Origin of the sequence: Longimycelium tulufanense, assembly GCF_014645795.1 — a bacterium.
In the GTDB taxonomy this organism is placed as follows: domain Bacteria; phylum Actinomycetota; class Actinomycetes; order Mycobacteriales; family Pseudonocardiaceae; genus Longimycelium; species Longimycelium tulufanense.
On record NZ_BMMK01000045.1, the window covers coordinates 15,027 to 36,934 of the forward strand.

A 21,908-nucleotide genomic window follows, 5' to 3' on the forward strand; every position below is an offset into this window, starting at 1 on the left:
TCGGGATGATCGGGATGTCACGTGCTCTCCCGAATGGCCCGTGGCGGTGCTGTCGCGAGCGTGGGGCGATGTTCTGACCTGGCCCGTTCCCTCCAGGGGTGGGTCGGCGAGACCGGGTGTGAGCCGAACGCGGGCGACACGTTGTCACCCTCGGTCGGGTCACTCCTTCGTGTGAATTTTGTTTCTGCTGCACTGTTGCGGCCGACTTCAACCATTCCGGATAACAGAAACGCCCGTCACCATCCGGTAACGTCGAATTAACCTCGGGAAGGATCAGATGGCGGAGACCGACGTTCTTGGCAGAAGACCCCAGTCCCCCGCCCTTTCCGTGGAGCAACCCACCGCACCCACCCGAAGACTGCATCACTTCTTCGAGGCCAGCTGCGACACCGAGCCCACCGCCGTCGCCCTCGACTGCGACGGCCACGTGCTGACCTACCTCGAGCTCGACCAGCGGGCCAACCGCCTCGCCCACTACCTGATCCGGCGCGGCATCGGCACCGGTAACCGCGTCGGACTCCTCCTGCACCGGTCCCCGGAGATCTACGTCGCGTTGCTCGCCGTGCTGAAGACGGGGGCGACCTACGTGCCCATCGACCCCAGCTCCCCGTCCGAGCGGGTCTCGTTCATCGCCGAGGATTCCTCGCTCGATCTCCTGCTGTCCGCCAGCACGCTGTCCGCCACCACACAGGGGCTCGACTGCCCCGTGCTCGAGCTGGACCGCGCCGAACCGGTGCTCGGGTCGCTGCCCTGCCACCGGCCGCGGCTGGCCGAGACCAGGGACTCGATCTGCTACATCATCTACACGTCCGGCTCCACGGGGCGGCCCAAGGGCGTCGCCGTGGCGCAGTCGAGCATCTGCAACTTCATCGACGTCGTGCCCGCCGTCTACGGCGTGGATGCCAACGATCGCGTCTACCAGGGGATGACCCTGGCCTTCGACTTCTCCATCGAGGAGGTCTGGCCCACCTGGGCGGTCGGCGCGACCCTGGTCGGCGGGCCGAACGACGCCCGACGACTCGGCGGCGGCCTGGCCGAGTTCCTCGCCGAGAAGTCGGTGACCGTGCTCTACTGCGTGCCCACGGTGCTGGCGACCATGGACCGGGACCTTCCCCAACTGCGCACCCTCATCGTGGGCGGTGAGGCGTGCCCGGCTGAGCTGGTCGAGCGCTGGAGCCAGCCGGGACGCCGCATCCTCAACACCTACGGCCCGACCGAGGCCACGGTCACCGCCACCTGGGCCGAGCTGCACGCGGGCAAACCGGTGACCATCGGTCGCCCGCTGCCCACCTACTACGTCCGGTTGCTGGACGAGGAACTGCGCCCGGTGCCCGACGGCGAGGTGGCCGAGATCTGCATCGGCGGCGTGGGGGTGGCAACCGGCTACCTGAACCGCCCGGACCTGACCGCGGACCGGTTCGTGCCCGACCCCTGGCGGCCCGCCGGTCGCCTCTACCGCACCGGGGACCTCGGACGCCTGCTGCCCGACGGCGAGATCGAGTACCTGGGTCGGGCTGACGGTGAGGTCAAGGTCCGCGGCCACCGGGTCGACCTGCAGGAGATCGAGACGAACCTGATGGCCGACGAGGCCGTCGCGGCCGCGGTGGTGACCCTGCTCAAACAGGACGGACCCGGCGGCGAGCTGGCCGCCTACATCACCCGCCGTACCGACGAGCCCGCCGAGGACACGCTCGTTTCACGGCTACACCAACGACTTCGGCAACACCTTCCGCCGTACATGGTGCCGGCCTTTTTGGACATCGTGACGGAACTGCCGATGCTGCCCAGCGGGAAGGTGGATCGGAAGGCACTTCCCGCCCCCTCCGGCCGGCGCCTGGTCGCAACCGACATGCCCGTCACACCGCCGGAAACGCCGCTGGAGCACCGGATCGTCCGGGTGTGGGCCGAGGTGATGCGGCTCGGCACGGACGAGGTCTCGGTGGAGGCGGACTTCTTCCTCGACCTCGGTGGCCACTCCCTGCTCGCCGCGACGGTCGTGTCTTTCCTGCGGCGCGAGGGAGTCGCGCTCTCCATCGCCGATCTCTACGAGCACCCGACCGTGCGGGGCCTGGCCGAACACCAGGAAGCGCTGGACCAGGGGGCCGGCGCAGCCGAGGGCCAGGCCCCGCCGCCCCACCGCGCCACCAACCGCACGGTGCTCGCGGCAGCCCTGATCCAGCTGGCAGTCGTCTACTTGCTCGGCGCGGCCCTGGCCCTGCCCACCATGGAAGTGTTGGGCCACGCCAGGATGTATCCGGAGAAGGTCGCGAAGCTGGCCGCCATCATCGTCGGCACCTATGTGGCGGGTCGGCTGCTGATACCCGTGATCGGGGTGCGGCTACTGTCGCTGGGTCTCGAACCCGGCCGATACCGGCTGTGGAGCGGCACCTACCTCCGTCTGTGGATCATTCAGCAGCTCTTCGCCCTGTCCCCGGTCGGCGTGTTCAGCGGGTCGCCCTTGCTGCCGCCCTACCTGCGGTTGCTCGGTGCTCGTGTGGGATCGCGTTGCCACCTCGCAACGGCGGGCCTCGGCCTACCCCGGTTCGTCACGATCGGCGATGAGGCCAGCGTCGGGTACGGCGCGCAGCTCCACACCACCCACGTCGAAGCCGGTTGGGTGCTCGTCGAACCGATCTCCCTTGGGGCACGGTCCTTTGTCGGCGCCAACTCGGTCGTGATGCCGGGTGTGATGCTGGGGGACGACGCGCGGCTGGCCGACCAGTCCCTCGCCGTCACCGGACAGGCGATCCCGGCCGGACAGGAGTGGGCGGGAGCTCCTTCCGCACCAAGGAAGAACCACGACCGGCTCCTCGATCGAATGCAACTGCAGGGACAGCCCACAGGGGAGCTTTCCGCAGGGCTGGTCGGTGCATTCCTTGCCGCGTGGGGCATTCTGGAGGTTCTTCCGATCATCCTCGCCGTCCCGTCCATCGCGCTGATGGTGGTGGGCTGGGTCCACGGTGGCATCCTCGGTGGCTTGCTGGCGGCGGTGCTGTCCGGCCCGCTCTTCGTCGTGATCACCTGCGGTTCGATCGCCCTCGGCAAGTTCCTTGTACTGCGTCGGACTCCCACCGGGATCTACCCGGTCCGATCGACCCTGGGCCTTCGGAAGTGGGTTGTCGACAAGCTGCTGGAGAGCAGCCTCACCACGACCAACACGCTCTACGCCACCCTGTACACGGTGCCGTGGCTGCGTTCCCTGGGTGCCCGCGTCGGATCCTGGTCGGAGGTGTCGACCGTGTCCCACGTCGACCCGGACCTGTTGCGGCTCGGGCCGGAAAGCTTCCTCGCCGACCAGGCCAGCGTGGGCGTCGCGACCTACCACCGTGGCCACATCGCGTTGAACCGCACCGAGATCGGCCGCCGGTCGTTCATCGGCAACGTGGCGCTGGCCCGGTCGGGCACCAGGATCGGCGACGAGGCGCTGGTCGGGGTACACACCGTCGCGCCCGTGGACGGTGTCCCCGACGGCACGTTCTGGCTGGGCTCGCCGCCCATCCGGTTGCCCCGTCGACAGGAGAGCCAGAAGTTCGACGAGGCGCTCACCTTCCGGCCCGGCCGGGCCCGGGTGGTGGAACGCCTGGCGATCGAGCTCTTGCGGGTCACCCTGCCGGCAACGTTGCTCGCGGTCAGCGGCTACTTCGCCGTACTCACGCTTTTCAAAGTGGCCGAGCACCTCGGCCCGTTCGGCACGGATCTGGTGGCGCCCGGGGTGACATTGCTCTTCGGACTGAGCGTGGTGGTGGCGGTCGCGATCCTGAAGTGGGTGGTGATCGGGCGGTACCGGCCACGCGTGGAACCGCTGTGGAGTCGGTTCGTGCGCCGTACCGAGCTGGTGACCGGTCTCTACGAGAGCGCCGCCGTGCCAGCCCTCCTCGGCTTCCTCGTCGGCACACCGTTGCTCGGGCCGTTGCTGCGGTTGTTCGGGGCCCGCATCGGGCGCCGCACGTGGTTCGCCACCACCCGACTCACCGAGTTCGACCTGGTCCGAGTCGGTGACGACGTTGCCGTGGGCGCGGAAACCTCGCTGCAGACCCACCTGTTCGAGGACCGCGTCATGAAGATGTCGGTGGTCACGGTGGAGCGTGGGGCGACCGTGGGCCCGCGTTCGATCGTCCTCTACGACGCCGTCGTCGGGGCCGACACCACGCTGGATGCACTCTCCCTGGCGATGAAGGGGGAGTGGCTCGTGCCGGGGCGTCGGTGGCGCGGTATTCCCAGCCGTGCCGTCGGGTCCTGAGTGCGCGGGCAAGGGGGCGAGTGACGAAGCGATTCGTCGACTGACGAAAGGGTATTAGCCTTGCACCAGATGGTGGCCGGGGGGTCGACCCGTCTCGACCAAGCCGGGGACGGCCGAACGAGGAGGTGGCGGGTGCGCGATCTGGAGCACCCCGAGCGGGACGAGATCACGCTTGCCGGCGTGCTGCACGCACTGAGCGACCCGACCCGGCTCGCGGTGGTGCGGCAGATCGCGGCCGAGGGCGAGCGTCAATGCGGGGGATTCGACGTCGGGGTGGCCAAGTCGACGCTGTCGCAGCACTTTCGGGTCCTGCGGGAAGCCGGCGTCACCCGCACCCGCTGCCAGGGCACGCAACGCTTCGTCGCACTGCGCCGGGAGGATCTCGACGCACTGTTCCCGGGACTGCTCGACGTCGTGCTCCGCGCACCCGAACGTGTCCTGGGGGCCCGGTAGCTGGGGCTCACCGGGCTGTCGGCGGCACCGGACACCTCGCCAGAAGGACCTTTCTGACCAGGTGCGATGCCCTACGGCGCGGCGCGTTGCCGCTGCCGGTGCACCGGCCTAGGCTCGCGGCGAACCCTGTCGCCTGCGAGCCGAGGAGACCGAGCAGCCATGTCGACCCCGCAGCCGTCCGCCGGGCGGAGCCGTGGCGACGTGGTGGATCTCGACCTGGTGCCGCGCACCGCGACCGCCGCGGTGGAGGACGAGGTGGTGGAGACCTCCGACGGGCAGGTCGGCCCCACCGGCCGGCCGCGCCGGCAGATCCCGGAACCACCCCGGCTGCACCGGCACGGCCCGGCCCGCGTCCTGGCGATGTGCAACCAGAAGGGTGGCGTCGGCAAGACCACGTCTGCCATCAACCTCGGGGCGGCACTGGCCGAGTACGGCCGCCGCGTCCTGCTCGTCGACTTCGACCCGCAGGGCGCGTTGTCGGTCGGGCTGGGCATCCAGCCGCACCAGCTCGAACGCACCATCTACAACGTGCTGATGGAACGCGGCACCCGGGTCGAGGACGTGGTGCTGCGCACCGGCGTGGACCACATGGACCTGCTGCCCAGCAACATCGACCTGTCCGCGGCCGAGGTCCAGCTGGTCGCCGAGGTGGGCCGCGAGCAGACGCTGGCCCGCATGCTGCAGCCGGTCATCGCCCAGTACGACTACGTCCTGGTCGACTGCCAGCCCTCGCTGGGCCTGCTCACGGTCAACGCGCTGGCCGCCGCGGACGGCGTGCTCATCCCGCTGGAGTGCGAGTTCTTCAGCCTGCGCGGCGTGGCCCTGCTCATCGACACCATCGACAAGGTGCGGGAACGGCTCAACCCCAGGCTGGAGATCGCCGGCATCCTCGCCACCATGTACGACCCACGTACCCTGCACTCCCGCGAAGTCATGGCGCGGGTGGTGGAGGCGTTCGGCGAGGTCGTGTTCGACACCGTGATCAACCGCACCGTCCGGTTCCCGGAGACCACGGTCGCCGGCGAACCCATCACCCGCTGGGCGCCCCGCTCGGCCGGCGCCGAGGCATACCGCCAGCTCGCCCGGGAGGTGATCGCCCGATGAACCGGCGCGCACAGCTTCCCGGAGCAGCGGAACTGTTCCGCCCCACCGGGCCCCGCACCGACGGCGACGGCCAGTCGTCCGGCGTGCCCACGCCCGCCGACCGACGCAGCAGCGGGCGACAGAAGCACGACGCGAAGATCACCGTCTACATCTCCGGCGACGAGCTCGTCGCGCTCGAGCAGGCCCGGCTGTCGTTGCGCGCGAAGCACGGGCTGGCGGTCGACCGCGGCCGCATCGTGCGGGAGGCGGTCGCGGTGCTGCTCGCCGACCTGGAACGACAGGGCGCGGACTCGCTGCTGGTGCGGCGGTTGCGCGCGGAGTCGGAAGCGTGACGCGGTTGGACGTTGAGGCATCCTCCGGCGCACCCACTCCCCACGACGACACCGCACCGTCCGCGGCCGGGACGCCGGAGACACCGGAGCCGGGTGACGGCCGCTTCCGGGTGAAGCTGGCCAACTTCGAAGGGCCGTTCGACCTGTTGCTGCAGCTCATCTCGCAACACCAGATGGATGTCACCGAGGTCGCGCTGCACCGGGTGACCGACGACTTCATCGCCCACATCCGCGCCATGGGCGATGCCTGGGACCTGGACGAGACCACCGAGTTCCTGGTGATCGCCGCGACCCTGCTCGACCTGAAGGCGGCCCGGCTACTGCCGGCGGCCCAGGTGGAGGACGAGGAGGACCTGGCGCTGCTGGAAGCCAGGGACCTGCTGTTCGCGCGCCTGCTGCAGTACCGGGCGTTCAAGCAGGTAGCCGCGTTGTTCGCCGAGCTGGAGGCCGGGGCGCTGCGCCGGTACCCGCGCTCGGTCGCGTTGGAGGAGCGTTACGCCGGCCTGCTGCCGGAGGTGATGCTCGGCGTGGATCCGGCGACGTTCGCCGAGATCGCCGCGGCCGTCTTCCGACCCAAGCCACCGCCTTCGGTCTCACTGGACCACGTCCACATGCATGCGGTGTCGGTGCGTGAGCACGTGGCGGTCCTGCGAGTGCGCCTCGCGGAGGCGGGGCAGGCCACCTTCGGCGATCTGGTCGCCGACTGCGAGCACACCGTCGAGATCGTGGCCCGGTTCCTGGCCCTGCTGGAGCTGTACCGGGAGACCGTGGTGTTGTTCGAGCAGGACGATCCGCTGGGCGAGCTGCGCGTCCGATGGGTCGGCGGCGGTGTGGAGCAGGCGCGGGCGGCCGCGGAGACCGACCGGACCAGCGTCGACGAGGAGGACTACGGGTGAGCGGACCCAACGGGACCGGGAAACCGACCGGTCCGGACCCGACCCAGGCCCCCGTGGCCGCGGAGCCCGACCGTTCCTCGCCCACCGACCGGACGGACCTCGCGGCCGGTAGGGAACCCTCGGTACCGGCGGACTCGATGGGTGAGCCGACGGACACCGCCGGCAACGCGGCGGATGCGGGTGATGCCGGCACGGCGGAATCCGAGGACACCGAGCCCGGGCGGACCGAGTCCGCCGAGGGCGAGCCGGGGGAGACCGAGGGCGCGCGTGCCGCCTCGACCCTGCCCGACCTGTCCGCCGATGCCGCCCTGGAGGCGGCTCTGGAGTCGTTGCTGCTGGTCGTGGACTCGCCGGCGAGCGAGGAGATGCTCGCCGACGCGCTCGGGGAACCGGTTCGGCGGGTGCGCGACGCACTGCACCGGATGGCCGCCGGTTACGCTGAGGAGGACCGCGGCATCGACCTACGCCGGGTCGGCGAGGGATGGCGGTTCTACACCCGTGACCGGTACGCGCCGTTCGTCGAGCGGATGTTGCTCGGCGGCCAGCGCGCCAAGCTGACCAGGGCGGCGTTGGAGACGCTCGCGGTGATCGCGTACCGGCAGCCGGTGACCAGGGCCAGGGTCGCCGCGGTGCGCGGGGTGAACGTGGACGGAGTGATCCGGACCCTGCTGGCCCGGGGTCTGGTCGAGGAGGTCGGCCAGGATCCGGAGACGCAGGGCATCCTGTACCGGACCACCGAGCTCTTCCTGGAGCGGCTGGGGCTGTCGTCGCTGGAGGACCTGCCTCCACTGGCCCCGCTGCTCCCCGAGGTGGATGCAATCGACGATGTCTGACCTGTCAGAACGGAACGAACCCGGCGCCGGCGAGGGCGTGCGGCTGCAGAAGGTGTTGGCCAAGGCCGGGGTGGCCTCGCGGCGGGCGGCCGAGGAGCTGATCGAGCAGGGCCGGGTCCAGGTGGACGGCCGCGTGGTCACCGAGCAGGGCCGCCGGGTGGACCCGGAGACGGTGGTGATCCACGTCGACGGCGAGCGGGTCATCGTCCGGGACGACCTGGTGTACCTGGCGCTGAACAAGCCCAAGGGCGTGCACACCACGATGTCCGACGACCGGGGCCGGCCGTGCGTGGGCGACTACCTGCGCGGCCGCGAGGACCGGTTGTTCCACGTCGGCCGGTTGGACGCCGACACCGAGGGCCTGCTGCTGCTGACCAACGACGGCGAGCTGGCGCACCGGCTCATGCACCCCTCCTACGAGGTGCTCAAGACCTACCTGGCCGAGGTGCGCGGCCCGATCCCGCGGGACCTCGGCAAGCAGCTCCGGACCGGGGTGGAGCTGGAGGACGGCCCGGTGAGGGTCGACCGCTTCTCCGTCGTGGACCACTTCCAGGACCGCTGGATGCTGGAGATCGTGCTGCACGAGGGACGCAAGCACATCGTGCGGCGGCTGCTGGAGGCCGCCGGGCACCCGGTGCGGCGGCTGGTCCGCACGGCCATCGGGGAGGTGCGGCTGGGCAACCAGAAGCCGGGCCGGCTGCGCCCGCTGAACCGGCACGAGATCGGCTCGCTCTACAAGTCCGTCGGCCTGTAAGCCGAGATCGTCGGCCGGGGTGCCGGCACGGGACCGCGCCGGCACCCCGAACTTCCTTCTCCCCGAGGCTTCAGTGCTGATCGAATAGATCTCACACTGTCGGTGGGGTGCGGGAGAGTGCGCCGCATGGCCACCCGGCAGCAGTTCGCAACGGAAGCCCCAGAACTGGCAGCGTTGGTTCGAGCCCGCCTGGAGGCAGCCAGGCGCCACGTGCTCGCGACGGTGCGGAAGGACGGCTCGCCCCGGGTCAGCGGTACCGAGGTCGACTTCTACGGCCCGGATCTCGTCCTAGGCTCGATGTGGTTGGCCAGGAAGGCGTGAGACCTGCGGCGGGACGGTCGCTTCGCGCTGCACGCCAATCCGGGAGACGGGATGGACGACGGCGACGCCAAGGTGTCCGGTCGAGCCGTGGAGATGACCGATCCCGACGAGTTCCGCGCCTTCGTCGAAGCGACCCAGCCGCCGCAGCCGTGCCACGTGTTCCGTTGCGAGTTGGACGAGGCGGTCTTCACCACGGTCGATCCCGTGGGAGAGCAACTGGTTGTCCAGCTGTGGCGGCCCGGCACCCCGGTTGTGCGCTCCGCACGCCGCGGCACGGAGTACCCGCCCCGGCGGCTGGAGACCGTGCGCTAGGTGGCCTGCCTAGGTGGCCTGCTGGGGCCGGAGCACCGCCATCGCCTTGCGGGCCATCGGCTCGGCGACGCGTGCCGCCACCGGACCCAGTATCGCCATCAACAACACGTACGCGGTCGCCAAGGGGGCGAGCCCCTCCTCGACCGCGCCGGACGCCACCGCCAACCCCGCGATGACGATGGAGAACTCGCCCCGTGCCACCAAGGCGGCCCCGGCCCGGAGCCGACCCATCCGCGCGATGCCCTGCCGGCCTGCCGCCCACCATCCGGTCGCCACCTTTGTCAGCGTGGTCACCACGGCCAGCACGGCGGCAACGCCGAGCACCGGTGGGATCAGCCTGGGGTCGGTGTTCAACCCGAACACCACGAAGAAGATCGCGGCGAACAGGTCGCGTAGTGGCTCCAGCATCCGGGTCGCGTTCTCCGCGGTCGAACCGGAGATCGCGATGCCCAACAGGAACGCGCCGACCGCGGCCGACACCTGCAGCTGCGAGGCGATCCCGGCCACCAGCAACGCGGCACCGAGCACCCGCAGCAGGAACACCTCGGGATCGGGGTTGTCCACCAACGCCGACACGTAGCGGCCGAACCGCAGTGCCACCACGAGCACGACGGTGACCGCCAGCAACGCGATGCCGACCGCCGACAATCCGCCCATCAACCCGACACCGGCCAGCAACGCGGTGAGGATCGGCAGGTAGACGGCCATCGCCAGGTCCTCGAACACCAGCACCGACAACACCACCGGGGTCTCCCGGTTACCCAGCCGGCCCAGGTCACCGAGCACCTTGGCGATGATCCCGGAGGACGAGATGTAGGTGACGCCACCCATCACGAACGCCCCGAGCGGTCCCCAGCCCAACAACAGGCCCGCCACGGCACCCGGTGCGGCGTTGAGCACCAGGTCCACCACGCCCGCCATCCAGGACCGCCGCAACCCGGTGACCAGCTCGGCGGCGGAGTACTCCAGGCCGAGCAGGAGCAGCAGGAGGATCACGCCGATCTCGCCGGCGATGCTGGTGAACTCCCCCAGACCGGTCACGGGCAGCAGCCCGCCGGTACCGAACGCCAGCCCGCCGAGCAGGTACAGCGGGATGGGGGAGACACCGATGCGCCAGGCCAGGCGGCCGAGCATGCCCAGCCCGAAGAAGATCGCGCCGAGCTCGATCAGGGAGATCGCCGTCGAATGCACCGATACGCCGTCCGGTCAGCCCTTGGCGAGCAGGTCGGCGGCGGCGTCCACGCCTTCCGGCGTGCCGACGGCGATCAGCACGTCGGCGCCCCGGAGCACGAAGTCGGGTCGGGGTGAGGGTTCCACGTCGTTGGCCCGGACGATGGCGACCACGGACACCCCGGTGCGGGTGCGCATGGCGGTGTCGCCCAGCGGCCGCCCGTCGAACGGCGAGCCGGTGATGATGGGCAGCTGCCGGGTGACGATGCCGCCCACGCCGCCGTGCTGCTTGTCCAGCTGCGCCACCAGTTGGGGCGCGCCGAGCAGGTTGGCCAGCGTCCCGGACTCCTCGGGCGTCAATGCGATCGACGCGGCGCACGCGTCCGGGTCCTCGCGGCCCGACACGATGAGATCGAACCGGCCATCGCGGTGGGTGACCACGCCGATCCGGCGACCGGAGCGGGTCACGAAGTCCTGGCGGGTGCCGATTCCCGGCAACGGGGTCACCTCGACGTTCACGCGAGCGAGAGTAACCGCGGACGGGGGTGCGAGCGGAACAGCCGCGCTTCGGGCCTTGACAGGTGCAAGCCAGATCACCACCCACCTGATCGACCCGAGGGGGCAGGATCGATCGGATGACACAAGGACTGGTGCGTGCGTTGCCCACGGCGTGGGTGGTCCGCGGCGAGGTGCCCGGGCCCGACGTCGACGAGTTCGCCAATCCCGAGCAGGTCCGGGTGGCCCTGGCCGGGGCGGGGCCGGACACCCTGCTCGCCGCGCAGCACCCGCACCGCACGCCCGCCGCGATCGCGGCCGGTCTGGGGCTCGCCGAGTCGTTGCCGCACGCCCGGGAGGTGCTCGCCCGGTTGCGGGCCGCCCACTACCGGCGGGTGACCGACGTCGTGGCGCCCTACATCGTGGACGGAACGGACGGGACCGCCGCCGGCCTGCTGGCTTTGGTCGATCCCGAGGCGGTGGGCGGCGACGGCGTTGCCCAGGTGCGGCACAGCGAGGAGGTCTACCCGGAGGTGGTGGCCGAGCGGTCCGCGGTGCTGGCCGGGCTGGGCTACTCGACCAGCGCCGCCCTCCTGGTGCCGGTGCGCGGCGGGGAGGAACTGACCGCCGCGGTGGAGCAGGTCGCACGCGGGCTCGGCGACCCGGCCGTCCGCTCGGTGGACTCCGCCGGGCGGCGCCACCTGCTGTGGCTGCTCGGCCCGGGCCCGCAGCGTGACGGCCTGCTCGCTCGCGCCGGCGCCCAACCGCTGCTCGTGGCCGACGGCAACCATCGGGTCGCCGCCTCCGCCGCTGCCGGGCTCGGCGGCATGCTCGCCATGGTCACCGGTGGTCCGGCGTTGCAGATCGGCGCCATCCACCGCGTGCTCTCCGGCACCGGGCGGGGCGGGAGCGAGCTGGTCGCGGCCTGGCGATCGGTCGGGCTCGCGGTCGCCGAGACCACCCCGCACGAGCCGAGTCACCCCGGCACCGTCGTGGCCGTCACCGACCAGGGCACCTACACCATCACGCTGCCCCCACCCGGGGCCGGAGAGCCCGTTCCCCGCATCGACCACGCCGTCGTGGAGCGGTTGTTGCTCGCCGAGGCCCTCGGAGTCGACCCCGCGGGGCCGAGCGTGCGCGCGTTGCCGGCGCCGCAGCTCGGGGGCCTGGCCCTGCCGGCCGGCGTGGACGCCCTGCTCCTGCTGGCCCCGGTGCCCTACGAGGACGTGCTCTCCGTCCACGCCCAGTCCCGCACCATGCCCCGCAAGAGCACTTACTTCACCCCCAAGCCCCGCAGCGGCCTCCTCCTCGCCGATCTGGCCGGCTGAGCGCCCGGCCGGGAATGCACCGGCCGACGGCGGTTGTTCGCCAGGTGGATGAGGTGGGCTTTCACCCGCCGGTCCGAACGCGATGCGGGCCCGGCGGCGGGGAACAGGCAGAATGGTTGGTTGAGCGGCGGACGTGCCCCCTTGTGGGTGAGGCGTCGCCGGGGGTTCACGAGGGGAGACCGAGGAGGCGTGGTGGCACGCGGTGAGCTGCGGGGTGTCGTGGCGGTGGACGGTCCGTCGGGTACCGGGAAGTCCACCGTCGCCAGGCGGCTCGCGGCCGAGTTCGACGCCGAGTACCTCGACACCGGGGCCATGTACCGGGCGGTGACGCTGGCCGTGCTGCGCGCCGGGGTGGACCCGCAGGACCCGGACGCCGTCGCCGAGATCGCGGCCGTCGCCGAGCTGGCCTCCGGCACCGACCCCGAGGCCCCCACCATCGACCTGGCCGGTGAGGACGTCAGCGAGGAGATCCGCGGGCCTGCTGTCACCCTCGCGGTGTCGCCCGTCTCCGCCGTCCCGGCCGTGCGTGAGCAGCTCGTCGGGCGGCAGCGGCAGATCATCGCCGACGCACTCGCCCGCACCGGCGGCATCGTCGTCGAGGGGCGCGACATCGGCACCACGGTCGCGCCCGACGCCGGGCTGAAGGTCTTCCTCACCGCGACCCCCGAGGCACGCGCACACCGGCGCGCGGCCCAGGACAACGCCTCCGGCCGGCGGGCCGACGTCGCCGAGACCCTGGCCGACGTGCGGCGCAGGGACACCTACGACGCCAGCCGAGCGGTGTCGCCGATGCGGCGGGCCGAGGACGCCGTCACCGTCGACACCACCGAGCTGGACATCCCCGGCGTGCTGAGCGAACTGGCCGCGCTGATCAAGCAGCGCGGGCTGACGGCCGTCCCGCAGCGGAGCCGGTCATGACCTCGCGCGCGGCCCTGCCACCCGGGGCCTGGCCCTGGCTGCACGGCCTGGCCCGCTGGATCGGGACCTGGCTGTTCCACCCGGTGTTCCGGCTGCGCGTCCGGGGCCGGGACCGGGTTCCCGCCGAGGGGCCGGTGGTGCTCGTCGGCAACCACAGCTCGCTGGTCGACGGCCCACTGCTGTTGGGTGTCCTCGGTCGCAGCTCGGTGTTCCTGATCAAGCACGAGCTCTTCCATGGCCCGCTCGGGTGGGTGCTGTACCGGCTCGGGCACCTGCCGGTCCGCCGCGGCGAACCCGACCGCACCCCGATGCTCGCGGCCGTGCGGGTGCTGCGCGGTGGCGGCGTGGTCGGGGTGTTCCCGGAGGGAACCCGGGGTGAGGGCACCGTGAGGTCGGCGGAGAACGGGGCTGCCTGGCTCGCCCGCTCCACCGGTGCCGTGGTGCTGCCGGTGGCCTGCCGGGGCACCTTGCGGCCCTCCGGCGCGCGGCGCCGGTTCCGGCCCCGGGTCGATGTGCTGTTCGGCGAGCCGTTCCGGCTGCCTGCCGGCAAGGGGCGGGCGGGGCTGGCCGCGGCCACCGAGCGCCTGCGCGTCGAGCTCGCCGGCTTGGTCGCCGAACTTGACCGACAGCGGGGCGGCGAGACCGCACCCGCACGACAGCAACCGCCCGCCAAGGGCTCCGAGAGGGGAGGGCGAGCGTGACCGGCCTGGACGGCACGTGGGCCGACGAGGCCGAGTGGACCGCATTGGACGAGGTGGCCGGGGCCGCCGACGAGGGCCTGGGCGGCGGTGAGCCGCCGCAGCCCGTCGTCGCGGTGGTCGGCCGGCCGAACGTGGGCAAGTCCACCCTGGTGAACCGGATCCTGGGCCGCCGCGAGGCGGTCGTGCAGGACGTCCCCGGCGTCACCCGGGACCGCGTCGCCTACGACGCGCTGTGGAACGGGCGGCGGTTCACCGTCGTCGACACCGGCGGTTGGGAGCCCGACGCCCGCGGCCTGCAGGCGGAGGTGGCCGCACAGGCAGAGCTGGCGATGTCCACCGCGGATGTCGTGCTGCTGGTCGTCGACGCCACCGTCGGCGCCACCACGACCGACGAGGCGGTGGCCCGGGTCCTGCGCCGCTCGAACCGGCCCGTGCTGCTCATCGCCAACAAGGTGGACGACGAGCGGCTGATGGCCGACGTCGCCGCGTTGTGGTCACTGGGCCTCGGTGAGCCCTACCCGGTCAGCGGCCTGCACGGGCGCGGCTCGGGCGACCTGCTCGACGCCGTGCTCAAGGCGTTGCCCGAGACGCCGCGGGAGGCGGTCGGTGCGAGTGGTGGTCCACGCCGGGTAGCCCTGGTGGGCAAGCCCAACGTCGGCAAGTCCAGCCTGCTCAACCGGCTCACCGGGGAGCAGCGCTCGGTGGTCGACGAGGTCGCCGGCACCACCGTGGACCCGGTGGACTCCCTGGTCGAGCTGGATGACGAGACGTGGCGCCTCGTCGACACCGCCGGCCTGCGCAAGCGGGTACGCACCGCCAGCGGCACCGAGTACTACGCGTCGCTGCGCACCCGCGCCGCGATCGAGGCCGCCGAGGTGGCGATCGTGCTCATCGACGCCAGCGAGCCGCTCACCGAGCAGGACCTGCGGGTGATCTCGATGGTCGTCGACTCCGGGCGGGCGCTGGTGCTGGCCTACAACAAGTGGGACCTGGTCGACGAGGATCGGCGATACCAGCTCAACAAGGAGATCGACCGCGAGCTGGTCCGGGTGCGGTGGGCCGAGCGGGTGAACGTGTCCGCGCGGACCGGACGGGCCGTGGCCAAGCTGGCGCCGGCGCTGCGGACCGCGTTGGAGTCCTGGGACCGGCGGGTGCCCACCGGGCAGCTCAACGCCTGGCTCAACGAGCTCGTCGCGGCCACCCCGCCGCCGGTACGCGGTGGCAAGCAGCCGAAGGTCCTGTTCGCCACCCAGGCACAGACCCGGCCGCCCACGATCGTGCTGTTCACCACGGGCTTCCTGGAGGCCGGCTACCGACGGTTCGTGGAGCGCAAGTTCCGGGAGACCTTCGGCTTCACCGGCAGCCCCGTCCGCATCTCCGTGCGGGTCCGGGAGCGCAAGCCGCGGAAGTGATCGCGCGGCCGGGCGGTGCGAACATCATGGAAGATCCGCCTTCGACCGCCTAGCCTCCCTGCCAAGGTGGATCAAGGGAGGTGGGGCCGGTGCCGACCAGCCACAGCGGCTCGGTCGTCGACGGCCGCGTGCGGCTGGTGCTCGCCGACGACGAGCCGCTCCTCAGGCGGGGACTTCGGGTCCTGCTCGAGGCCAGCGGGCACATCGCCGTGGTCGCCGAGGCCGCGGACGGGGACGAGCTGCTGGCGGCCGTGCGGGAGCACTGGCCGCAGGTGGCGCTCGTCGACGTGCAGATGCCCGGCGTGGACGGGCTGACCGCGTTGCGGACGATGCTCGCGTGGCCGCAGGCCCCGGCCGCCGCCGTGTTGACCACGTTCGACCTGGACGAATACGTGGCCGACGCGTTGGAGGTCGGGGTGCAGGGCTTCCTGCTCAAGGACGCCGAGCCCGAGGTCCTCGTCCGGTCGGTGCTCGACCTCGCTGCCGGTGGGGCCGTGCTGGATCCGCGGATCACCGCGCGGTTGTTGCCAAGGCTGCGGATGGCCAGCGGCCAGCGCCGGGATGTTGAGCGGCTTCGGGCGTTGAGCGCGCGGGAGCAGCAGGTGCTGGAACTGTTGGCGGACGGGCGATCCAACGCCGGCATCGCCGAGGAACTCGGCCTGACCGAGGCTACCGTCAAGAGCTACGTGTCCACTGTGCTCAGCAAACTCGGTGCACAGAATCGGGTGCAGGCCGCCCTCATGGCGCAACGTGCTGCCAGCCCTGGGGGAGGGCAGGGATGAGCTTGTGGGGCTGGACGCTGGTCCGGCGGGTGGGAATTGAGATCCTCGCCGTGGCGGTGCCTGTTTCCTTGGTGCTGTTGGCGAATCCCACGCCTTACGACTTCGCTTTGCCCGCAGCACTTGTTGCCTGCGCGCTGTTGCCGCTGCGACTGCTCTATCCGCCGCTGATGGTGCTGATCTGCCTGCCGGCGTTGTTCTCGGGGCTCGGGTTCCTGCCGACCGTCGTGTCGCTGTTTCGGCTTGGCAGGACGGCGCGTTCGCTGGCCTTGCTGACCGGCGCTGTCGCGTTGACCACCGCCGTTGCCTGGACCGGAGTGTATCTCTCGCAGCCCCATCTACGTTGGGCCGACCTCGTGCTCACCGCTGTCTTCGGGGTGATCTACACCGCCGCCCCTGCTGCTCTCGGCAAGCTGGTTGCGACGCGGGAGGAGCTGGCCGCCAGCCTGCGGGAGCAGGAGCGGGCGCGGATTGCCGAGTTGGCGGCTCGGGAGGAGCGGGCGAAGGCGGAGGAGCGGGCGACCATTGCCCGGGAGATCCACGACGCTGTTGGGCATCACGCGACGCTCATCGCTGTCGAGGCCGCCGCTTTGGCCGCTACTACTAGGGACGCCGCTACCCGTGACTCCGCGCTGCGGTTGCGTGCCTTGGCAAAGGAGTCGTTGGCCGAGATGCGGGCGGCCTTGGGTCTCCTCAACGGGATGCCTGAGCCTGTGCCCGGGTTGCCGCAGTTGCCCGACCTGGTGGCCAAGGCGCGGGCTGCTGGGCTCGTTGTCGAACTGGAGGACCGGTCGGTGCTCGGGGCTGAGCTCACGCCCAGCGCCGGGCGGGCGGTGTACCGGGTGGTGCAGGAGGCTTTGACCAACGCCGCGAAGCACGCTCCTGGTGCTCCCGTCCTGATCCGGTTGGACCGGCGTGATGGTCGGCTGCACGTGACCGTCGAGAACGACACGTCCACCACCTCGGCCGTGGTGGCTACGGAGGGTGAGCATGGGGCCGGGTTGTCCGGGTTGGCGGAGCGGATGCGGATGGCTGGGGGAGCCCTGGCCGCGACCCCCACCCCGACCGGGGGCTTCCTGGTCCAGGCTGAGCTTCCGCTGCAGGGGGCCGGCCCGGCACCACCTACGAAAGTAGGGGACGACGACTCGACGATCGGCGGTAGTCCCGTGGCCTCCGCTCCCGCATAGTTCCCCTGCCGGGCAGGGGGCCGACGCGGGGGAGCGGCGGGGACGCTGGGGGTGCGTCCCCGCCCGCGCTCGCCCTCGTCCCACCCGCCCAGCCCCGGATTTTGGGGGTCCGCGGTGATGGGTTAGGATGATCCCGCATCCGGACGCCGGATGTGGCCGGGACGTGGCGCAGCTTGGTAGCGCACTTGACTGGGGGTCAAGGGGTCGCAGGTTCAAATCCTGTCGTCCCGACGGCCAGAACAGCCCATCTACGCAGGTAGATGGGCTGTTCCGTTGGTGCCGTCGTGATCTCTCTGAATGCCTGACCGGCGGTGCATGCCACATTTGTGCCACACGACCGGCGGTTACCCCTCGCTCAGGCCGCGTTGAGCGCGGCGCGTCGGCGAGCGTCGAGCGTGGCCGCGACGTCGTCGAGACGGTCTGGCCACAGGTGCCCGTAGATATTGAGAGTCATCGATGCGTCGGCGTGTCCGAGCATCTGCTGGATCACTTTCACGTCCGCGCCGGCCGCGATCGCCAACGACGCCGCTGTGTGGCGCAGCTTATGCGGTGTCAAGCCCAACCCGTCGAGTTCGGCCGCCTGCACCGCCGCGTTGAACTCCCGCACGCGCCAGTTGTTCGCCCGAAGCGACATGCCGCGGTTGGTGGTGAACACCAGCTCGTCACCCGCCCGGTTGCCGATGACTTGGGTCAGGACGGGCACCAACGACGCCGGGATCGGGACTGTGCGGCGCTTGCCGGTCTTCGGCAAGCCTTCGCATTGGACCCCTTTGACCTCATAGAACGTAGTCGCCACTCGGATTCGCCGCTTGTTTAGGTCGACCCTGCCAATTCGCAGCGATGCGGCCTCACCCCACCTCAGACCCGTGTAGGCCAGCAGCAGGATGAGTGCCCGGTTAATCGCGGCACACGCGGTGGGCCGCGCGTACTTGGTCATCAGCGTGGCCGACGCATTCGCCAACGCCTCGACCTGTGCGTAGGACAGGTACACGTGTTCAGCATCGGGGCGGACGGGCAGCTTCACCCCATGTGCAGGGTTCCTGCCCAGCCGCGTGGGCACACACCATTCCAGGACCATGGTCAGAACACGGTAGGCATGTCGGGCCTGAGACGGACCCAGGCCGGCGCCGCCCTCCTCTTTTGACTTGAGTAAGGACGCGACCCACACCGCGATGTCCTCCCGCTCAATCGCGGACAGCGGAAGGTCGCCCCATCGCACGTTCACGTGGTTGTCCAGCAAGCCCCGGTATTTCCACCATGTCGACGGACGGAGGTCCTGCCGGGCGTCCAGCCACTTGTCCGCGATGTCGGCGAAGTCCACTCGCGACAGAGCGGGGTCGACGTAGGTGCCGGCGGACAGTGCTGCCTCCAACTCCGTTCGTCGATCCTCTGCCCGGGTCTTGGTCGTCGCGACTTCCGACCGTAGTTTGCCGGCGCGGTTGTAGTACCGCACCTGCCATCGCGCGGGAGGCTGCTTGCCGTTCTGCTTGGCACGCTGAAGCGCTTCGCGGTAGTCCTTGCTATTTCTGCGGTCGTACACCCATGCGCGTGCCATTAGGCGGCCCCCTTCTGTTCTTCCATCCACTTGTCGACGTCTTCGAGGCGGAAGCGAACGTGCTTTCCGACCTTGACTCCTGGCGGCCCGTAACCACGAGTGCGCCATTGGTAGACCGTTTGTTTGGAGGGCAATTTCAGGTAGGCCACCAATTCGTCAGGCGTCAGATACGTACCCATGTGACCTTCCCACTCCCCCGGTCCGAATGGTTGCGGCGTTGGTTGCGTGGGGGTGGTCATGCCTGCCCCCGGACGACTCTGAGGGGGGCGGCCGTACCAGCCGTACCAGCCTCGTTTTTGCTGGTCAGCCCTGGTACGGCTTGTTCGGTGGTACGGCTTGAGCCGTACCAGGGCTCAAGCCGTACCGCCCCTGACCTGGGATGCGACGGCTGGTACGGCTGGTACGGCTCCCCTTCCCCGGACGTGTCGGGTTCGGGGCAGTAGCGCTGCCAGGAGTCGACGAAATCGGCCCGCTGGTAGCCCTTGGCCTGGCCGACGCAGGGGAACCGGAAAGTGCCTGATCGGATGCCATATTCGCGCAGTAGCGATCCGAGTTTCATCGCGGTGAGCCCATTGGGGCCGAGTTCGTTCCAGCCGGACTCGGGAATGCCGCGTAGTCGGGCCAACAGTTCATTCGTGGGTAGGGCTTGGTCGTCACTGAAGGCGGTGCGGCAGTCGGTGAGGAGCCGGAGTTGGTCGGACATGTCGCCGGTGTTGCTGGCTTCGGCGGTCAGCGTTGCGGCGGCGGTGCGGGCACGCTGGGGCCAGGTGCCGCCGGCGTGGTCGGCGACGATGACCAGGGGTTCCCAGGTGTCGGCGGCGCGGTCCTCGACGGGCAGTTCCGGTTCGGCGGCTTCCAGGGTGGCCAGGTCTGCGCGTAGCCAGGTGGTGAGCTTGTTGGCCAGTGCCCGCAGGGGTTCTCGGTCGCGTCGGGTGCGGTAGGGGGAGACCTTTTCTCCGGGGGCGCGGCGGCGCATCGGGATAATGACGGCGCGGTCTTCGATGGTGTCGGGCATGGCGCCGATACCGGCCAGGGCGGCCATGGCGAAGGTGGGGATGGTGACCACCGCGCTGAGCGCCGCGTCGTAGCGCAGCGCTGGTCGGCCGCGTTGGTGGCCGGCGTTGAGTAGCCCGCGGAGGTCTTCGTTGCCGTCGGCTTTGGGGCCGAAGATGGTGTCGACCTCATCCACCAGCAGCACCGGCGGATCCGGCGTGATCGAGCGGTACACCGCCGCGGGGGACGCGTTGACCGTGATCAACGGGTTGTGGCATGTTGCCTCGACCACGTCGAGCAGCCGGGATTTGCCGCAGCGGCGTTCGGGTCCGCGGATGACCAGCCGGGGGGCGTGTGCCCAGGCGGGTTGGGCATGGGTGGCCGCGATCCACAGCACCACGGCGTCGGTGGCGTGTGGGCTGGGCATGGCCACGTAGCGGGTCAGCGCGGCGTGCACGGCATCCAGCAGCACCGCGCCCTCGGTGGCGGTCGGGTTCGTGGCAGTGGTCATACGACACCTCGGGTTCCGAACAGCGCGCCGGTTGGTGCGGCCGGGCGGTGGGGGGTGGTGATGGGTGCGGTGCGGGGGCGGGCGGTTCCGGCGCGTAGGCCGTTGGCGATCGTGCGCAGCACTTCCCGCTCTGTGCATTGGCACGGGCCGGTGATCATGTGACCTGCGGCTGTGAGCAGAGCCGTTTCGGCCTGGGCCGGGGGGAGAAGTCCCCCCGCGGCCAGCTCGCCCAGCCGGCAGGCGGCGACGAACAGCGTCCGCGTGTGCCGGGTTGCTTGGGCCGCTCGCACGTGAGCGCACTCGCCCCTTACGGCGGCCCGCACGTAGGCGGGTAGCCGTTCTGCGGCGATCTGGCGGCGCGCTGATGTCGCCGCTGGCGGCTTGGGAGTCAGGGCCTGGACCAACCAGCCCGGGAGTTCGGCCGGTGGACGCGCGTCGGTGACCCGATACACCCCGTCCGGGGTGATCGATCCGGGGGCGACGACGTAGCCGCCCCAGCCGCGGGTGTCGACCTTCCACCCGAGTCCGTTGCCCTGCTCGCCTTCGGTGATGCCCAGCCGCACCCCGGCCGGCGCCTGGAAGTAGAGGTGGGTGCCGCCGCGGGCGGAGCGCACGGTGAACGTGTCGGACGGGACCGGTTGTCCGGCGTCGGCGCAGAGGAGGGCGAACACGTCGTGTCCGTCGTGGACCCCCCTCCGGCTCCAGCCCTTCGGCGGCACGTCCTCCGGTGACTTCGGGGTGTCCAGGTCGACCACCACCAGCCCGGCCGGGCCGGCGGCCAACCCGATGTTGTAGGGGGCAGTCGCCCAGCAGCGGCGGATGCGGTCCGGGTCGGTGGTGGCGCGCTGCTCCCAGCCCTGGTGGCCGCTGCGGCACGGTCCGGTGCGGGGGCAGGGCCGGCGGGTGGTGTCCCCGTGTAGGGCGGGCGGCTTCTTGGCGCCGGGTCGGATCGGGAAGACCGGCCAGCCCCGGGCGGCACACGCTAGGGCGGCGTCGCGGAGCGCCTCAACCCGTTCGCGGGGTGTGGGTGATGAGAGGGTCACGGTGCTCGTCCTTTCCGGTCGTGTCGGGGTGGGTGGGCACCCGGGGCCAGCCGGGCTGGGCAAGGCATGGGCTGGCCCCGGGCTTCTGTGGCGGGGTTCAGAATGGGGCTCCGTCGAGCTCGTCGAGGTGGTCAAGCCAGGCGAGTGCGACGGCGGCGACCTCGATCAGTTCGTCGTGCAGCATGTCGGGGTCCTCAACAGCGTTCGGGCCGAGCTGGCAGGCGACGTCGCCGAGTTCCTGGGCCAGCGCGGTGAGTCGGGCCGGGTGGTCGATCAGGTGCCCGTCGACGGCGTAGGCGCCGTGTGCGTCGCGGTGCCGCTGCCGCGCGGCCGCGACGGCGGCCAGCACCGCGGGCCGGGCGGCGGGTTGCCGCGGGTCGCCGTCGAGCAGTTCCCGCAGCGCGGCGCGAAGCTGGTCACGATCAATGGGCAGGGCACGGGACATCGGTCAGTCCTCCGGTCCGCAGGTGTGGTCGTGGATGACGCGCCGCATCTCGGTGCGGTCGCGGTCGCTGGCGACGTTGTAGGCAAGCCAGGTGCGGTAGCCGCAGGGCTCATGCGTGAGGTGGTG

Annotated in this window: 22 protein-coding genes and 1 tRNA gene; 16 read left to right on the plus strand and 7 right to left on the minus strand. The window is 70.9% G+C overall.

Features of this window, described 5'->3' with window-relative positions; translation table 11 throughout:
* The first annotated feature begins 277 nt into the window (after positions 1-277).
* From IEY55_RS28180 to IEY55_RS32855, 9 genes are all read left to right on the plus strand, one after another.
* Positions 278-4,240 (plus strand): Pls/PosA family non-ribosomal peptide synthetase, encoded by a 3,963-nt coding sequence (locus IEY55_RS28180; protein WP_189061607.1) that lies wholly within the window; start codon positions 278-280, stop codon positions 4,238-4,240.
* A gap of 132 nt (positions 4,241-4,372) precedes the next feature.
* Entirely contained in the window at positions 4,373-4,693 is a 321-nt protein-coding gene (locus IEY55_RS28185) for an ArsR/SmtB family transcription factor (RefSeq protein WP_189061608.1), read from the plus strand.
* A 159-nt stretch (positions 4,694-4,852) separates the two neighbouring features.
* Positions 4,853-5,797 carry a ParA family protein gene (locus IEY55_RS28190; protein ID WP_189061609.1) on the plus strand — a complete coding sequence of 315 codons (945 nt, stop codon included), beginning with the start codon at positions 4,853-4,855 and terminating at the stop codon, positions 5,795-5,797.
* Positions 5,794-6,129, plus strand: coding sequence for a hypothetical protein (locus IEY55_RS28195; RefSeq protein WP_189061610.1), 336 nt, complete (start codon positions 5,794-5,796; stop codon positions 6,127-6,129). The genes IEY55_RS28190 and IEY55_RS28195 overlap by 4 nt, the downstream gene beginning before the upstream one ends.
* Positions 6,126-7,025 carry a segregation and condensation protein A gene (locus IEY55_RS28200; RefSeq protein WP_229686832.1) on the plus strand — a complete coding sequence of 300 codons (900 nt, stop codon included), beginning with the start codon at positions 6,126-6,128 and terminating at the stop codon, positions 7,023-7,025. The genes IEY55_RS28195 and IEY55_RS28200 overlap by 4 nt, the downstream gene beginning before the upstream one ends.
* Complete coding sequence (scpB, locus tag IEY55_RS28205; RefSeq protein ID WP_229686833.1) at positions 7,022-7,858, plus strand: SMC-Scp complex subunit ScpB; 837 nt, start codon at positions 7,022-7,024, stop codon at positions 7,856-7,858. Before IEY55_RS28200 ends, scpB begins: the two co-directional genes overlap by 4 nt.
* Complete coding sequence (locus tag IEY55_RS28210; protein WP_229686834.1) at positions 7,851-8,612, plus strand: pseudouridine synthase; 762 nt, start codon at positions 7,851-7,853, stop codon at positions 8,610-8,612. Before scpB ends, IEY55_RS28210 begins: the two co-directional genes overlap by 8 nt.
* A gap of 126 nt (positions 8,613-8,738) precedes the next feature.
* Positions 8,739-8,933, plus strand: a complete 195-nt coding sequence (locus tag IEY55_RS32850) for a hypothetical protein (RefSeq protein ID WP_308424793.1) — start codon at positions 8,739-8,741, stop codon at positions 8,931-8,933.
* A 51-nt stretch (positions 8,934-8,984) separates the two neighbouring features.
* On the plus strand, positions 8,985-9,245 hold the full coding sequence (locus IEY55_RS32855; RefSeq protein WP_308424794.1) for a hypothetical protein: 261 nt from the start codon (positions 8,985-8,987) through the stop codon (positions 9,243-9,245).
* Between the two features lie 9 nt (positions 9,246-9,254).
* Here the strand turns inward: IEY55_RS32855 and IEY55_RS28220 are convergent, their stop codons facing one another.
* Both IEY55_RS28220 and IEY55_RS28225 read right to left on the minus strand, forming a co-directional pair.
* Positions 9,255-10,436: a cation:proton antiporter gene (locus tag IEY55_RS28220; RefSeq protein ID WP_189061613.1), complete on the minus strand. Its 1,182-nt coding sequence runs from the start codon at positions 10,434-10,436 to the stop codon at positions 9,255-9,257.
* 15 nt (positions 10,437-10,451) lie between these two features.
* Entirely contained in the window at positions 10,452-10,934 is a 483-nt protein-coding gene (locus tag IEY55_RS28225; protein WP_189061614.1) for a cation:proton antiporter regulatory subunit, read from the minus strand.
* 116 nt (positions 10,935-11,050) lie between these two features.
* On the opposite strand from IEY55_RS28225, the gene IEY55_RS28230 reads away from it, so the two are divergent.
* The 7 genes from IEY55_RS28230 to IEY55_RS28260 all read left to right on the plus strand — a co-directional run bounded on the left by IEY55_RS28230 (position 11,051) and on the right by IEY55_RS28260 (position 17,466).
* Positions 11,051-12,238 carry a DUF1015 family protein gene (locus IEY55_RS28230; RefSeq protein WP_189061615.1) on the plus strand — a complete coding sequence of 396 codons (1,188 nt, stop codon included), beginning with the start codon at positions 11,051-11,053 and terminating at the stop codon, positions 12,236-12,238.
* Between the two features lie 192 nt (positions 12,239-12,430).
* Entirely contained in the window at positions 12,431-13,156 is a 726-nt protein-coding gene (cmk, locus tag IEY55_RS28235; protein ID WP_229686835.1) for a (d)CMP kinase, read from the plus strand.
* Positions 13,153-13,857: a lysophospholipid acyltransferase family protein gene (locus tag IEY55_RS28240; RefSeq protein WP_189061617.1), complete on the plus strand. Its 705-nt coding sequence runs from the start codon at positions 13,153-13,155 to the stop codon at positions 13,855-13,857. The genes cmk and IEY55_RS28240 overlap by 4 nt, the downstream gene beginning before the upstream one ends.
* A complete protein-coding gene (der, locus tag IEY55_RS28245) occupies positions 13,854-15,269 on the plus strand; it encodes a ribosome biogenesis GTPase Der (protein WP_189061618.1) in 1,416 nt (471 codons plus the stop codon). The genes IEY55_RS28240 and der overlap by 4 nt, the downstream gene beginning before the upstream one ends.
* A gap of 89 nt (positions 15,270-15,358) precedes the next feature.
* Entirely contained in the window at positions 15,359-16,051 is a 693-nt protein-coding gene (locus tag IEY55_RS28250; RefSeq protein ID WP_189061619.1) for a response regulator, read from the plus strand.
* Positions 16,048-17,235 (plus strand): sensor histidine kinase, encoded by a 1,188-nt coding sequence (locus IEY55_RS28255; RefSeq protein WP_189061620.1) that lies wholly within the window; start codon positions 16,048-16,050, stop codon positions 17,233-17,235. The genes IEY55_RS28250 and IEY55_RS28255 overlap by 4 nt, the downstream gene beginning before the upstream one ends.
* Before the next feature lie 157 nt (positions 17,236-17,392).
* Positions 17,393-17,466, plus strand: a tRNA-Pro gene (locus IEY55_RS28260).
* Between the two features lie 124 nt (positions 17,467-17,590).
* Here IEY55_RS28260 and IEY55_RS28265 read toward each other — a convergent pair.
* The 5 genes from IEY55_RS28265 to IEY55_RS28285 form a co-directional block, all read right to left on the minus strand.
* A complete protein-coding gene (locus IEY55_RS28265) occupies positions 17,591-18,790 on the minus strand; it encodes a tyrosine-type recombinase/integrase (protein ID WP_189061621.1) in 1,200 nt (399 codons plus the stop codon).
* Positions 18,790-18,969: a helix-turn-helix transcriptional regulator gene (locus IEY55_RS28270; protein ID WP_229686836.1), complete on the minus strand. Its 180-nt coding sequence runs from the start codon at positions 18,967-18,969 to the stop codon at positions 18,790-18,792. The genes IEY55_RS28265 and IEY55_RS28270 overlap by 1 nt, the downstream gene beginning before the upstream one ends.
* A 56-nt stretch (positions 18,970-19,025) precedes the next feature.
* A complete protein-coding gene (locus IEY55_RS28275) occupies positions 19,026-20,294 on the minus strand; it encodes a DUF3631 domain-containing protein (protein ID WP_189061623.1) in 1,269 nt (422 codons plus the stop codon).
* Positions 20,291-21,337, minus strand: a complete 1,047-nt coding sequence (locus IEY55_RS28280; RefSeq protein WP_189061624.1) for a bifunctional DNA primase/polymerase — start codon at positions 21,335-21,337, stop codon at positions 20,291-20,293. The genes IEY55_RS28275 and IEY55_RS28280 overlap by 4 nt, the downstream gene beginning before the upstream one ends.
* Before the next feature lie 97 nt (positions 21,338-21,434).
* Positions 21,435-21,782, minus strand: coding sequence for a hypothetical protein (locus tag IEY55_RS28285; RefSeq protein ID WP_189061625.1), 348 nt, complete (start codon positions 21,780-21,782; stop codon positions 21,435-21,437).
* Positions 21,783-21,908 lie beyond the last annotated feature (126 nt).

What these genes read in the sequence shown, in the direction of transcription:
- IEY55_RS28180 (WP_189061607.1), top strand. Translation starts at nt 278, where the DNA reads ATGGCGGAGACCGACGTTCTTGGCAGAAGACCCCAGTCCCCCGCCCTT.
- IEY55_RS28190 (WP_189061609.1), top strand. Translation starts at nt 4,853, where the DNA reads ATGTCGACCCCGCAGCCGTCCGCCGGGCGGAGCCGTGGCGACGTGGTG.
- IEY55_RS28195 (WP_189061610.1), top strand. Translation starts at nt 5,794, where the DNA reads ATGAACCGGCGCGCACAGCTTCCCGGAGCAGCGGAACTGTTCCGCCCC.
- IEY55_RS28210 (WP_229686834.1), top strand. Translation starts at nt 7,851, where the DNA reads ATGTCTGACCTGTCAGAACGGAACGAACCCGGCGCCGGCGAGGGCGTG.
- IEY55_RS32850 (WP_308424793.1), top strand. Translation starts at nt 8,739, where the DNA reads ATGGCCACCCGGCAGCAGTTCGCAACGGAAGCCCCAGAACTGGCAGCG.
- IEY55_RS32855 (WP_308424794.1), top strand. Translation starts at nt 8,985, where the DNA reads ATGGACGACGGCGACGCCAAGGTGTCCGGTCGAGCCGTGGAGATGACC.
- IEY55_RS28230 (WP_189061615.1), top strand. Translation starts at nt 11,051, where the DNA reads ATGACACAAGGACTGGTGCGTGCGTTGCCCACGGCGTGGGTGGTCCGC.
- IEY55_RS28240 (WP_189061617.1), top strand. Translation starts at nt 13,153, where the DNA reads ATGACCTCGCGCGCGGCCCTGCCACCCGGGGCCTGGCCCTGGCTGCAC.
- IEY55_RS28255 (WP_189061620.1), top strand. Translation starts at nt 16,048, where the DNA reads ATGAGCTTGTGGGGCTGGACGCTGGTCCGGCGGGTGGGAATTGAGATC.
- IEY55_RS28265 (WP_189061621.1), bottom strand. Translation starts at nt 18,790, where the DNA reads ATGGCACGCGCATGGGTGTACGACCGCAGAAATAGCAAGGACTACCGC.
- IEY55_RS28270 (WP_229686836.1), bottom strand. Translation starts at nt 18,969, where the DNA reads ATGGGTACGTATCTGACGCCTGACGAATTGGTGGCCTACCTGAAATTG.
- IEY55_RS28275 (WP_189061623.1), bottom strand. Translation starts at nt 20,294, where the DNA reads ATGACCACTGCCACGAACCCGACCGCCACCGAGGGCGCGGTGCTGCTG.
- IEY55_RS28285 (WP_189061625.1), bottom strand. Translation starts at nt 21,782, where the DNA reads ATGTCCCGTGCCCTGCCCATTGATCGTGACCAGCTTCGCGCCGCGCTG.